The organism is Paenibacillus sp. CAU 1782, assembly GCF_054551715.1.
Map to the genome: position 1 here is coordinate 1 of NZ_JBTOLL010000027.1, position 13,858 is coordinate 13,858.

The following is a 13,858-nucleotide window of genomic DNA, read 5'->3' on the forward strand; positions in this document are numbered from 1 at the left end:
CTGCGACAGGCTGTTTCGGTTGGGGTTAAGTAAGCTTATGTATTTAAAATTTTAAAATGCAAACTGCGCCGCTAATATACATAACGGAGCTAAAGAGCACAACAGAACTAAAACCTATAGGAGGATATTAGTGTAGCAGAGCGATGATAGATATAGTGGATGGGATTCGTGTGAATATGCGGCTATTATAGATATTGTAGGGCGTTTCTTCGTTTTGTTATCGTTTAAAGTTTCTTCGCAAAGGACTATAGTTAGTTAGTCATTTTGTGAGTTGATCCGTTTGTCAATTTGTACGTTCGTCAGTTTGTCTGTTTGTCATTTTGTCATTTTGTGAGTTGATTCGTTTGTCAATTTGTACGTTCGTCAGTTTGTCGGTTTGTCGGTTTGTCGGTTGGACGCTTTGATGATTTGTGAGCTTGTGCGTTTTGTGATTGGCTATTGATTGGAGTGTTTTGTTTATTTGAATTATGGTTGGTTTTGTAACGGACGTTTTTGACCGTTAGAGGGGTGAATTACACACTCTGCATGTTTTAATGGTCAAATGTGACTGTTAGCGATCACATTTGATGAAAAAACGGCGTTTCTGGCTTCTAATGGACGGATTTGACCGTTAGAAAATCCATTTACTACGATATGGCTGGCTAACGGTCATGGATGTCCATTACAAGTTAATTAGTATAATGAATATTTTAATGGCTCAACCGGACACAAATCCACGGTAGAGTTATAACTTATAAGCAGTTCAAGTTGGAGTGGTCCAAGGTGTTGTCTGCTTTGGGAGCAAACAACTTCTTGGACCACTGAATGGACCTGGACGGTAAGTGATTTTGTATTATATCTTCAAGGTTACTATACAGTAAAGCGGCTTACTGTTGTTTGAAGCTTGTCTGCTATTTGAGACAAGGTCTGAGCGGCTGCCGATACTTCCTCCATGGAGGAAAGCTGCTCTTGGGTGGAAGCCGTGACTTCCTCTGTACCTGCAGCAGCGTTTTCTGTTACGCCTGAAATGACCTTCATGGCATTAGCCATCTCTTCAACTCCGGCCGTCATTTGCTGGATTGCGGAGGAAACTTCAACTGTGTCGACAGCCACAGCGTTAACTGCCTGACTGATGTGTTGGAAGGACTCCCCTGCAACATGAACGGTACTTATGCCAGCTTGTACTTCCTCTGAAACGCTATCCATAGACTCTGCCGCTTTGTCCACGCCATTGGCAATGGAATTAATCAATGTTGAAATTTGATCTGCCGATTGGGCCGACTGCTGCGATAACTTGCGCACTTCACCTGCCACGACTTCAAATCCACGGCCGTGTTCACCTGCTCTTGCTGCTTCAATTGATGCATTCAGGGCGAGCAAATTGGTTTGTGATGCGATATCCGTAATTGTATCCACGATTTGACGAATTTCTTTGGATTGGCCGCCTAATTCATCTACGATTACGCCCAAATCCTTCACTTTGGTTTGGATCGCATTCATTTGCTGGATTGCCGTTGTAATGGATTGATTTCCGATATCGGCTTTGTGTGTAGCTTCATCAGCTTTGGATGACACATTTTGAGTGCTTGCGGCGATTTGCTGGAAGCCCGCCGACATTTCATTGGTCGTCTGTAAACCATCTGTTACGAGCTGGACTTGAGTGTCGGATCCAGATGCAAGGTCCTGCATCGTTGTTGCGATTTGTTCCGTTACGCTTGCCGCTTGTCCAGCATTGGCGGTCAGTTCTTCGGCAGCCTCAGTAACTTGCTTCGATCCTTCATTAACATGGGTGATCATGTCTTTGAGATTGTTTGACATTACATTAAATGTGCTGGCCAGCTTCCCGATTTCATCATTGCTTTTCATCATAATTTTTTCTCCGGTTAAATCGCCGGAAGCAATTTTTTGGGCGACACGGGAAATGGACACCAGAGGTGTTGCAATCATTTTCCCCATCACAAAAGCAATTACGATACCTAGCACTATAGCTGCAATACCCAAAATAATAATTAAACTTTGCATGCTTGCAATCGTGTTGTTGGAATCGGTAATGCCTGATTCCATTTGTTGAGCCTGATACCAAACCATTCCATCCAATGCTTCCTCCAACTCGGCGATTTTTTGCCTATTTTCGGTTACCATAAGATCTATGGCTGCGTCTTCGTTACCGGCATTTTTAAAATCGACTAACTTCAGTACTAGAGTATGATATTCGGACTCCAGCTTTTCGGTTTGGTCAAGCATGTCTTTCATGTCTGTGGAGCTGGATGTTTGTCTCAACTGGTTCATCATCTGAACGAATTGGTCATGCGTGCTGCGTATATTGGAAAATGAAGTTTCATCTCCCATCAGAATATAACCTCGTGCGGCAATCTGTTGGGATTTTGCTGTTACGAGCATGTCCTTGATATGAATCACTTTCTGGACGCGGTCATCCAGTAGCTGTGTGTATGTACGATCTAACGTAATTACCTGATACAAGCCAAGTACAATAATCATGATAAGTAGTGCAATTACTGCCGAAAAGCCAGAAAAAAGTTTGGTGCGAATCGTCATGTTTCTCATAAGCTGCCTCCCATTTTTTAAGAATGCTAATAGTTAGATGGATGAACTAATTGGAATAATCATATCATATGTAGTGCTTGAAAACCAATTTATGCATGTATAAATCTACATTACGGGACTTAATGCCTATCGTTTCATCGAAGTTTCTTATATTAAGAGCCTTTGCTATTTATTTTGATACAGTTTTGAGATGACAGAGCCTATAACGCGTGATATGGTACAACTAGACACAAGGGCGTTGAAGGTATGAAAAAATGTTTAATTCCCCGTCAAGTAAGGGAGATTAGGCGCGAGGCGCATTGTTTTTTTGTATGAGAATTGGTTATGGACATAACTAAAATAAAAAGATGAGAAATGGAGCTGGTTGGTGTGGAAACAGAACTGCGAATCGGACGGCTGGAGCAATCCATGATACAGGAGAGTTTGGAATTGTCCCAATTTGCATTCCAATACGTGATGGAACCAGAAGCAGTGGAGAGTTTTACAACGCAGTTTCAAGAAGAACCCGCAGATCGCTGGGCCGTATACGATGGAGAACGTATTGCGGCAAAAGCGACAGTGCTGGAGCTTGAATTTTACGTAGGCGGACAAGTGTTTAAAGCCGGTGGCGTCGCCGGGGTCGCGACATGGCCGGAATATCGGCGCCAAGGGCTGGTTGCCCGTCTGCTGGAGCATTCATTACAGGAGATGAAAGCTAAAGGGCAAGTTTTATCCATGCTGCATCCTTTCGCTGTAGGTTTTTACCGAAAATTCGGCTGGGAGCTGTATACCGACAAAAAGAAATATACGCTAACCGCCGCACAGCTGCCGCCACGCACCCTATTTTCCGGAAAAATAGAACGAAGAAGCAGTCGCGACAGTCTTCACGGTCTGTATCATGCCGTCGCATCGCGTTATAATGGAAGCTTGGTCAGAACCCCGCTGTGGTGGAAGTATCATGTCCCGGGAGGCAATGAGTCGCAAGTTGCTGTGTATGTTGACGAAAAAGGCAGTGATCAAGGGTACTTGCTGTACACAGTGAAGGATATGGAGCTTGTTGTTCATGAGTTGATGGCCCTGGATCATCATGCCGAAAAAGCGATTTGGAGCTTTATCGGTCAGCATGATTCCATGATTAAGCAAGCCCGAATCAGCATGCCGATTGATGACACATTGCCTGACATGCTGCCTGATCCTAGAATACTCCAAGAAATACATCCTTATTTTATGGCGCGGATTGTGGATGTGGATGCCTTTTTGCAGCAATATCCCTTCCGGGGTGGAACAGAGCATGACACGTTCAAGCTCCATATCACGGATAAACACGCGCCTTGGAATGAGGGGATGTATGAGCTGGCGATTAGCCCTGAGGGAAAAGCTCTATTGAAAAAACAGAATTTGGCTGCAGCAGCAACCCCTGTTAGCTTTGAAGGTGCTGAAGGTGATTCTGCTATAAGTCTGGATATAGGTTCGCTCACTATGCTGCTGCTTGGATATCGCAAAGGAACGCAATTATCGGCTTCCGGGCGAATTCAGGGCAGCCGAGAGATGATTAATCGCTTACAATCCCGTATACCCGAACGAACAACGTGGCTGCCTGATTTTTTCTGAGGAAATGGGAGGGCAAGCTTGGGAGAAGGCAGGAAACAAGCGGCTTCCGGGGCTTTCAATCCTCCTTGACAGCCCCTACCCCCTCTGCTAATATTGCTAATAATATACGTGAGAGGCATTACAATTAAGGGAGGAAACAACTCGTGTGGGAAACGAAATTCGCTAAGGAAGGGCTAACGTTCGACGATGTTTTGCTTGTTCCGCGCAAATCGGAAGTTCTGCCAAGAGAGGTAAGTGTTTCAACTCGGCTGAGCGCCGGCATTAAGCTGAACATTCCGTTGATTAGCGCAGGCATGGACACCGTCACGGAGGCTGCCTTGGCGATTGCAATAGCGCGTGAGGGCGGTATCGGCATTATTCATAAGAATATGTCCATAGCTCAACAGGCTGAAGAGGTTGATCGGGTTAAACGTTCGGAAAGCGGCGTTATTACCAATCCATTCTCGCTGACAGCCAATCATCATGTTTACGACGCGGAAGAGCTGATGGGCAAATACCGGATCTCCGGCGTTCCGATTGTGGATGAAGACAAGAAACTTGTAGGCATTTTGACGAATCGGGATTTGCGTTTCGTGCACGACTATTCTATTAAAATCAGCGATGTGATGACTCGCGACAATCTGGTGACGGCGCCTGTCGGAACAACGCTGCAAGAGGCTGAAGGCATTCTCCAGCGCCACAAAATCGAGAAGCTCCCGCTTGTCGATGAGGAGAACACGCTCAAAGGTCTAATTACAATTAAAGATATCGAGAAAGCCATCCAATTCCCGAATGCGGCGAAGGATACCCATGGCCGTCTGCTCTGCGGCGCGGCTGTCGGCATTTCCAAAGATACGGCAGATCGTGCGGCTGCTCTTGTACAAGCAGGCATTGACGTGCTGGTAGTCGACTCCGCTCACGGCCATCATATTAATATTCTGGAAGCCGTACGCAGTCTGCGCGCCTCCTACCCTGATCTGACGATCATCGCAGGCAACGTGGCGACTGGCGAAGCAACTCGCGACCTGATCGAAGCCGGCGCATCCGTCGTTAAGGTCGGTATTGGACCAGGCTCCATCTGTACGACGCGCGTAATTGCAGGTATCGGCGTTCCGCAAATTACGGCAATTTATGACTGCGCTACTGTTGCGCGCGAATACAATGTGCCTATCATCGCTGACGGCGGCATTAAATACTCCGGCGATATTACCAAAGCAATCGCGGCGGGAGCAAGCGCCATTATGATCGGCAGCTTGTTTGCAGGTACAGCCGAAAGCCCGGGCGAAACGGAAATTTTCCAAGGCCGCAGCTTTAAGGTATACCGCGGCATGGGTTCCTTGGGCGCTATGAAAGAAGGCAGCAAGGACCGTTACTTCCAGGAGAACGAAAACAAGCTAGTACCGGAAGGCATTGAAGGCCGCGTTCCTTACAAAGGGCCTCTGGCAGATGCTGTCCATCAATTGCTGGGCGGCTTGCGCTCCGGCATGGGGTATTGCGGAGCCAACAACCTGGATGAACTGCGCAACGATACTCAATTCGTTCGCATTACAGGCGCGGGCCTGCGCGAAAGCCATCCGCACGACGTGCAAATTACAAAAGAAGCGCCAAACTACTCGCTGTAATAGCAGTCTTAACGGCGTATTCAATACAAAAGCAAAAGCCAAATCGGTACATGTCCCAAGGGTATGTGCCGGTCTGGCTTTTTCCATTTTTTAAAGAGGTTTAACAGGGGTGCTCTCCTATGTTACAATTATGGACGTATAATTTAATGCGGAAATGGGGAAATGATTGTGAAAGCAAAGGGAAGACCGTTTCGATTCTGGTCGCTTTTGGCTGCCTTCTTACTGGTTTGGACAGCCGTCTTGTCGCAGGGTGCGTCAACCGCACTCGCAGTCGGATACAATAATCGGCCCAGCACGGAAAATACACTGGGTTTACAGGTGAAATCGGCGATATTAATCGAAGCGGACTCGGGGCAAGTTCTGTTCGACGTTAACTCGGACGATGCTCTTCCACTTGCTAGTATGACAAAGCTGATGACAGAGTATATCGTTCTGCGGGAGATTTCTACAGGCCGTCTGAGCTGGGATGAGATGCTTACCGTCAGCCAGGAAGCCGCGAATACCCACCCGTCGGAATCGCAGATCTACCTCGCAACAGGGGACAAGCATACAGTGAAGGAGCTTTATACCGCTATGGCGGTAGGTTCGGCCAATGATGCCACCAAGCAGCTTGCAATCACCGTTGCGGGAAGCATTGACGGGTTTGTGTCCAAAATGAACGAAACGGCCAAAGAGCTTGGTTTAACCTCGGCTATGTTCACCAGCGTAACCGGATTTGAGGATACAACGATTATGTCGGCGAGAGATGTCGCCAAGCTTGCCAGTGTTATACTGAAGGAGTATCCGGAGTTTCTGGAGTTCTCCAGCATCTCCAAATATCAATTCCGGGAGCGGGATAAAGCTCCAATCGTTAATATTAACTCCATGCTGGAAAGCCACACAGATGCCGCCTTCAAACCTTTGACCTACCAAGGCGTGGATGGCATGAAAACCGGCTTCACCGAAAAAGCCGGCTACAACTTTGCCGGTACGGTAATGCGTAACGGCTTGCGCTTTATTAGCGTGGTCATGGATACGGCGACTAAAAATACCCGATTCTATGAAACGGCGAAGCTTTACGATTACGCCTACGGCGCATTTGAGAAAAAAACGGTTCTTCCGCCCAAGACGGTAGTAGAAAGTCTTGAAACGGTAAAAATAAAAAAAGGCATCAACAAGACGGTACCTGTTGTAACGGATAAAGATATCACGTTTATCGTCAAGAAGGACCAAGAGCCCAAGATCGAAATGACGTCAAGCGAAGTAACGCCGGAAGATGAACTTATCGCTCCGCTGGCGGCAGGCACCAAGGTTGGCACGGTTACTTATACGTATAGCGATGAGGCGACAGGTAAAGATTTATCTTATACCGTCAATCTGGTTACGGCTGAGGAAGCGGCAAAAGCAGGCTGGTTTAAGCTGTTTTTCCGGGCAATCGGCGACTTTTTTGCGGGTCTGTTCGACAGCATCGTAAATTTGTTCTAAATCCGAGTCCATAACATGGACATAAGGCTTGTCGATTAACCGCTGTTCCTGTAAAATCAATGGTTAGAGCAACTGCGGTAATTATATATTTTGATGGATAAAATAGGAGGCACGAAGCTAATGGAGACAGGTACATCGCGCGTAAAACGCGGTATGGCAGAAATGCAAAAAGGCGGCGTCATTATGGACGTCATGAACGCGGAGCAAGCTAAGGTTGCAGAAGCGGCAGGCGCAACGGCTGTTATGGCGCTGGAGCGGGTTCCATCCGACATTCGCGCAGCGGGCGGCGTTGCCCGTATGGCTGACCCTACAATCGTGGAAGAGGTAATGAAGGTTGTTTCCATCCCGGTTATGGCAAAAGCCCGTATCGGCCACTATGTTGAGGCTAAGGTGCTGGAATCCATGGGCGTCGACTACATCGACGAGAGCGAAGTATTGACTCCTGCGGACGAAGTTTTCCATATTAGCAAAAATGAATTCACGATTCCGTTCGTATGCGGAGCCAAGGACCTGGGAGAGGCGCTTCGCCGTATCCAGGAAGGCGCGGCAATGCTTCGTACAAAAGGCGAACCGGGAACAGGCAACATCGTAGAAGCTGTTCGCCACCTTCGCTTGATTAACGGTCAAATCCGCAAAATCCAGGGGTTGTCCAAGGACGAGCTGTACAATGAAGCCAAGCTGCTGGGCGTTCCTTACGACTTGCTGCTGGGCGTTCACGAGTCAGGCAAACTGCCGGTCGTCAACTTCGCTGCTGGCGGCGTAGCAACTCCTTCCGATGCGGCCCTGATGATGCATTTGGGCGCTGACGGCGTATTCGTAGGTTCCGGTATTTTCAAATCGGACAGCCCTGAGAAATTCGCCCGCGCGATTGTTGAAGCAACAACTCATTACCAAGATTACAAGCTGATCGCAGAAGTGTCCAAAAACCTGGGCACACCGATGAAAGGCATCGAAATCTCCAAGCTGAACGCGGCTGAGCGTATGCAAGACCGCGGCATTTAATACAGAATCAATCAAGCCGGCCTGTCCATTAGGAGAGGCCGGCCTTTTAAAAAGGATGGCGACGGTTATGTTGAAAATAGGTGTATTGGCGCTGCAAGGGGCAATTGCGGAGCATATCCGCAGCCTGGAGTCGGCGGGCGCTGAAGCGGTCGCCGTCAAGCGCACGGAAGAACTTCAAGACCTGCACGGACTCGTTATACCTGGCGGGGAAAGCACAACGATCGGCAAGCTGATGCGGAAATACGGCTTTATGGATGCCGTCCGGGATTTTGCTGCGTTAGGCAAGCCGATTTTTGGAACTTGCGCCGGCCTGATTATTTTGGCCAGTGAAATTGAAGGCCAAGAGGAAGCGCATCTTGGCCTGATGAATATGACGGTGGCGCGCAATGCGTTTGGCCGTCAGCGTGAAAGCTTTGAAACCGACCTTGACGTTAAAGGCATAGACAACCCTATTCGTGCGGTCTTCATCCGGGCTCCGCTGATCAAATCGGTTGGAGCGGGCGTTGAGGTTTTGTCTACTTACAAGGACGAAATCGTCACAGCGCGCCAAGGACAGTTCCTTGCTGCCTCTTATCATCCCGAATTAACGGATGACTACCGTCTCCATGCGTACTTCCTGGAGATGGCAAAGGAAGCAGCTGCGTCGAAAGCGTAACGGGAACGAATGGATGGGGCGATCAGGCGGAAGGGCTGCCTGAAGCCGGATATGGAGAGGGGCATATGACATGTTGGATGTAAAATTGCTGCGCACGGAATGGGACAAGCTGGAGAAGGGGCTAGGTAACCGTGGCGCGTCCATGGAGCTTGTTGCTGATTTTCCCCAGTTGGACGAAAAACGCCGCGGTTTGATCGTGGAAACCGAGCAGCTCAAAAACCGCCGCAATACGGTTTCGCAAGAAGTGGCGAAGCTCAAAAAATCGGGCGGCGACGCGGAAGCTCTCATTTTGGAAATGAGAGAGGTTGGCGACCGGATTAAGGAAATCGATGATGAGCTGAGAGTGCTGGAGGAGCAAGTGAACGGAATTCTGCTTGCGATTCCTAATCTTCCGCATGAAAGCGTGCCGGTGGGCGCTTCCGAAGACGATAATGTCGAGCTTCGCCGTATTGGCGAACCTACTGAGTTTTCCTTCGAGCCAAAAGCGCATTATGATGTCGCAGCGGAGCTGGGATTACTGGATTTTGAACGGGCTGCAAAGGTAACAGGTTCGCGTTTTGTATTCTATCGCGGCTTGGGCGCTCGTCTGGAGCGCGCTTTGATCAACTTTATGATGGATCTACATAGCGATCGTCATGGATATGATGAGGTGTTGCCTCCTTATATCGTTAACCGCGACAGCTTGGTTGGAACAGGACAGCTTCCCAAATTTGCGGAAGATCTGTTCAAGCTGGAGGATACGGAGTATTTCCTTACGCCAACAGCAGAGGTTCCGGTAACCAATCTGTATCGCGATGAGATTTTGGATGCAGGGGAACTTCCGAAACGTTTTGTGGCTTACAGCGCTTGTTTCCGCTCGGAAGCGGGAGCAGCCGGCAGAGATACGCGCGGCTTGATCCGCCAGCATCAATTCAATAAGGTTGAGCTGGTTAAAGTGACCAAGCCTGAGGAATCCTATGAAGAGCTGGAGAAAATGACAGCTGATGCTGAACGCGTCCTGCAGCTTCTGGGCTTGCCATACCGCGTCTTGGCCTTGTGTACGGGCGATATGGGCTTCTCCGCCGCCAAAACCTATGATCTAGAGGTTTGGCTGCCGAGTCAGGGCACCTATCGCGAGATTTCCTCGTGCTCGAACTGCGAAGACTTCCAGGCGCGCCGCGCTGCCCTTCGTTTCCGCAGAGAACCGAAAAGCAAGCCGGAATTTGCACATACGCTGAACGGCTCCGGGCTGGCAGTTGGCCGTACGGTTGCCGCTATTCTGGAAAATTATCAGCAAGAGGACGGTACGGTTGTTGTGCCTGAGGCACTTCGTCCTTATATGGGCGGCATTGAAGTTATTGCGCCACGCTAAAGGCGTTGTTTCGCGCCAGAATAATCAATGATTCAGCCACAGGTCAAGCTGGGAGCAAAAAGAAGTTGCGCTTCAATTTTGACCTGTGGTACAATATCCTTTGTTACACTTCATGATGCGGAGAGGTACCGAAGCGGTCATAACGGGGCGGTCTTGAAAACCGTTAGGGTGCAAGCCCACAAGGGTTCGAATCCCTTCCTCTCCGCCAGTATATTTCAACGAGCTATCGTGCAAATAATTGCCATGACTACATCTTAAACGCGCTTGACTGCTGAACAGTGGTCTGGTGCGTTTTTTTTATAATGACCATTAGAGGATAGTCTTACGTAGGACGTCCAATTAGTAAAAACACAGGCACCTCCCATAATGACGCGAGCAAAGAAAGAAAAATTTAGACACTCCTCAGCGGTAATTAAACCATTTTATTAATTCGCTCTTGGAAACTCTCCATTTGATACAACCAGAGGCTGATAAAGATTACTAATAACCTTGAATCTTAACAATGCTTTTCTTAGAAAAGAAGTTGAAAGCTTTAAGCCAATTTTTGTTTAAAGCGGGATGCATTAGTTTCAAAACTATTACAATTTTATTGTAAGTGATTTTTTTACCAGATAATCTAAGGATTTGAAAATGAAAATATTGTTGTAAGTGATTTTAGCTGGGGCTTTAGAGGTGGACATTTTGATGTTAATCTGAATAAAAGATATGAAGAGTATGTTCATGAAAGCCACTAACCATTATGGTTGACTCTACAAGATGAAATTGAATAAACATGCTCTTTATCTAACTCACACAGATAAAGGGCATGTTATCCATCATTGTTTTCCATTCGAATCTGTTGGTACTGTTACTTTGACATTTTTAAGTGCTTTAGCGTAACTCATCTGTAGATCTTCCGCATCATAAATCAATGCATTATCATCAGATTTATTTGCAACGTAAGATGGTAAAGATCTTTTGGAAATCAGACTAATAATTAACCCGATATGGGTGATTAATGATGGGTCGCCAATATACTCCAAATTCCCTGGTGACTGAATATTGGACTTTTGTTCAAGATCACTTAGAGTATATTCAGTTTTATTTATTCGATTGACGATATTTATAATATTGTTAAGGCCACCCGTTAAATCAAAAAAATCTTGAGGTGAAATGCTAGTCTCTTTTTCTACATTCAAGACTAGATGCCCCTGATCTCCCTTAATAAAAAATGAATGAATTGTCTTATCGATATATGTTGAATAATTATCAATATTAGAAACGATGTGATGTGACTGAAACAACCAGTATAAATTTGGATCTAATTTCCCTCGAGAAATAGGTTCTTTTACCCATTTCACTTTTCTTCTTTTAACCAAAGTTTCTTCGGCACTAATTTTGTCGTCACCTTTATATAGAAAAACATCACTAGTAATTATACCGAAACGAACCTCTTGGGAACTGGCACTTGGAATTAACACCACATCCCCGATGCTTAAGTCATTTATGAATCTGTTCATTTGGTTATAAGCATATTTTGGATGAGCCTCGTTTTTATAAGCATTTTTTATTTCGTTTATTACAACATCTGGTTTGCCATCAACAGTGGTAATTTTATCCCAGCCAATTGCAATAAAATTCAAATCAGAAAAAATATCGTATAATTTCCCGCCTCTTGTTCTAATTAACCAATACTTTCTATGAGAATCAACTTTAATTGGTTCCATCAGATCACCTTCCATAAAGCGACGATTTTTGATATATTGTTTTAAATTATACCAAAATGAAGGGTTCTAAGATAGAATTATTTCGGAGGTAATGATATCATGAGGATCATTTTTAAGGGACTACGGTACATCTTATTAATATTACTCGTAACACTAGGTCCTGTTCTAACGAACGCTTTGATACAATTTTCTTTTAGCTTTCCTGATTGGGTGGTTCGGTTACTTCCTTATTATATTCTAAGTTCTTCTGGAGATGGAGATACGTGGATTGGTTTTTTTGGTAACTATTCTGGTGGTATTATAGGTGGGATTTTTGCGTATCTCATAGCAAAAACTCAAATCAATGAAGAGAAGAAAAGAAGTGAAGCATCCAGCAGAGTTGATCAAAAAAACATCCTTGATATTATCAAACTTGATCTCTTACTAATTGTAGAAGCATATGACACACTATCTAAACAGAAATTAAATAGCAATATTTCATTAGGTTATTATCCAAGATTAAATTCAGATGTATGGAGTAAAGTCAGTCTGATTAGCGACATTACTTTACAAACCAATCTTATACAAATTTATAATATATATAATGATGTAGTAGATAGTTTAGCTACAGATATTGATAGTCTTATCCGATTACAAAAGCAAGTGGATAAAACAATATTTAAAATTAATTCAATAGGTAGAAAAAGTGTGGATGAGGAGTTAAACTTAGTTCAACTAATGAATAAAAGTTATGAATTAAATCAGCTTATACTTCAGCATCAAATAAAGAGAGGATCAATTTATACACTTATAAAGGAAAAAAAGTATATAGAGAAAATAAAGAGTTTAAATAAAAATGTTGCGAATTATCAAAAACAATTAGAGAAAAATAAATAATGAAAAAGCATCAAATATCTCTTTTGATTGAACATCGACTTAGCAGTCATAACAATCAATCGTTAGATTTAGGGAATTTGGAAATAAAAAATAACATGCAAAGCAGTAAAAGCTAAATTAGGGGGGAGCAATGCCATACAGTTACCCTCAAGCCGAATAAAAAAAGTGCTGCAATGACATCTTAAACATGTGGAGGTGTCAAAGACAATGGCAAAAGTTGATGAGCTTGCGATTGATCAAGAGAGGCTTGCAGCAGCTTGGAGAGAACGGCTTCCGCATGTGCTGAATAAATCTGAGCGCTGCGAAGTGTATAAGGACGAAGGCGATCCAAAGGCATTGCGGATTACGATACAGGTGCCTGGCCATCAGATGTACGAGCTGGATTTTAAAGTGGCCTATATAGATAGCCGCGAGGTTCGGGTTGAGCTGGTGGATGTGGAGAGGGACAATGTTTCTGTTGACGAGCGCGGCGATATCATTCAGCAGCTTGTTCATGATTACCAGCGGCATCTGCATGAATGTGCGCAGGCGCTGCATCGATTAACTCATTCCTGAGGAGGCGATCGCGATGAGTAAAGCCAAAGACGGTTTGGATAAAAATTTGTCAAACGTAACGGAAGCCTTCCGCATCACCCCCGTTAACAGCCATCATGCCCAGCAATTGCAGCAGGACAAAAATGATCGGCGTCATAAGGATTCCATTAATTTTGATCAACCAACCGATCTCAGTCATCCCCGCAGCTGATAACATGTCATAAGGAGGTTGCATCTAGCATGAGCAAACCCAAATCCATACCGGTTCCGGAAAGCGTGCCGGGAGGCGACGGTGGACATCGTGAAAGGAACGGGGCCAATCAGAAACCCCTGTCCGGTTCAAAAAAAACAAAGCAGAAAAATCATGTCGACCACAACAATCCAGAAGGCTAAAAAAGTCATGGAGGACCGTGCCCGGATGCCAGGTTTTAATCAGCCGGAGTGCGGTTTTTCCTTTTTAATGCCTGATGTGGTACATAGGTCATGCTTCTATTCCGCTTGCATTTAGTATAAAATAAAGTTGGCCGCAATAAGG

The 13,858-nt window shown here is 45.6% G+C and carries 12 protein-coding genes and 1 tRNA gene; 11 read left to right on the forward strand and 2 right to left on the reverse strand.

The genetic code is table 11. The annotated features are described in order from the left end of the window. Nucleotides 1-849: 849 nt before the first annotated feature. The gene (locus tag ACX93W_RS26170; RefSeq protein WP_459395312.1) at nt 850-2,544 is read right to left on the reverse strand and encodes a methyl-accepting chemotaxis protein; all 1,695 of its coding nucleotides are present in this window, start codon (nt 2,542-2,544) and stop codon (nt 850-852) included. A gap of 369 nt (nt 2,545-2,913) precedes the next feature. Here ACX93W_RS26170 and ACX93W_RS26175 point away from each other — a divergent pair, with 369 nt between their 5' ends. The 7 genes from ACX93W_RS26175 to ACX93W_RS26205 all read left to right on the forward strand — a co-directional run bounded on the left by ACX93W_RS26175 (nt 2,914) and on the right by ACX93W_RS26205 (nt 10,415). Next, a complete protein-coding gene (locus tag ACX93W_RS26175) occupies nt 2,914-4,134 on the forward strand; it encodes a GNAT family N-acetyltransferase (RefSeq protein ID WP_459395313.1) in 1,221 nt (406 codons plus the stop codon). Nucleotides 4,135-4,277: 143 nt separating this feature from the next. Beyond that, nucleotides 4,278-5,735 (forward strand): IMP dehydrogenase, encoded by a 1,458-nt coding sequence (guaB, locus tag ACX93W_RS26180; protein WP_459395314.1) that lies wholly within the window; start codon nt 4,278-4,280, stop codon nt 5,733-5,735. Between the two features lie 162 nt (nt 5,736-5,897). Then, a complete protein-coding gene (locus tag ACX93W_RS26185) occupies nt 5,898-7,199 on the forward strand; it encodes a D-alanyl-D-alanine carboxypeptidase family protein (RefSeq protein WP_459395315.1) in 1,302 nt (433 codons plus the stop codon). A 120-nt stretch (nt 7,200-7,319) separates the two neighbouring features. Beyond that, nucleotides 7,320-8,201 carry a pyridoxal 5'-phosphate synthase lyase subunit PdxS gene (gene pdxS, locus ACX93W_RS26190; protein ID WP_459395316.1) on the forward strand — a complete coding sequence of 294 codons (882 nt, stop codon included), beginning with the start codon at nt 7,320-7,322 and terminating at the stop codon, nt 8,199-8,201. A gap of 70 nt (nt 8,202-8,271) precedes the next feature. Next, a complete protein-coding gene (gene pdxT, locus ACX93W_RS26195; protein WP_459395345.1) occupies nt 8,272-8,856 on the forward strand; it encodes a pyridoxal 5'-phosphate synthase glutaminase subunit PdxT in 585 nt (194 codons plus the stop codon). 70 nt (nt 8,857-8,926) lie between these two features. Then, nucleotides 8,927-10,207: a serine--tRNA ligase gene (gene serS / locus ACX93W_RS26200; RefSeq protein WP_459395317.1), complete on the forward strand. Its 1,281-nt coding sequence runs from the start codon at nt 8,927-8,929 to the stop codon at nt 10,205-10,207. A 119-nt stretch (nt 10,208-10,326) separates the two neighbouring features. Next, a tRNA-Ser gene (locus ACX93W_RS26205) sits at nt 10,327-10,415 on the forward strand. Between the two features lie 607 nt (nt 10,416-11,022). Here the strand turns inward: ACX93W_RS26205 and ACX93W_RS26210 are convergent. After that, nucleotides 11,023-11,913, reverse strand: a complete 891-nt coding sequence (locus ACX93W_RS26210; RefSeq protein WP_459395318.1) for a hypothetical protein — start codon at nt 11,911-11,913, stop codon at nt 11,023-11,025. 99 nt (nt 11,914-12,012) lie between these two features. On the opposite strand from ACX93W_RS26210, the gene ACX93W_RS26215 reads away from it, so the two are divergent. From ACX93W_RS26215 to ACX93W_RS26230, 4 genes are all read left to right on the forward strand, one after another. After that, entirely contained in the window at nt 12,013-12,789 is a 777-nt protein-coding gene (locus ACX93W_RS26215) for a hypothetical protein (RefSeq protein WP_459395319.1), read from the forward strand. 207 nt (nt 12,790-12,996) lie between these two features. After that, nucleotides 12,997-13,344, forward strand: a complete 348-nt coding sequence (locus ACX93W_RS26220; protein ID WP_459395320.1) for a hypothetical protein — start codon at nt 12,997-12,999, stop codon at nt 13,342-13,344. Nucleotides 13,345-13,357: 13 nt separating this feature from the next. Then, nucleotides 13,358-13,534 carry a hypothetical protein gene (locus ACX93W_RS26225; protein ID WP_459395321.1) on the forward strand — a complete coding sequence of 59 codons (177 nt, stop codon included), beginning with the start codon at nt 13,358-13,360 and terminating at the stop codon, nt 13,532-13,534. 29 nt (nt 13,535-13,563) lie between these two features. Continuing rightward, nucleotides 13,564-13,716 (forward strand): small acid-soluble spore protein P, encoded by a 153-nt coding sequence (locus ACX93W_RS26230; RefSeq protein WP_459395322.1) that lies wholly within the window; start codon nt 13,564-13,566, stop codon nt 13,714-13,716. Nucleotides 13,717-13,858: the final 142 nt, after the last annotated feature.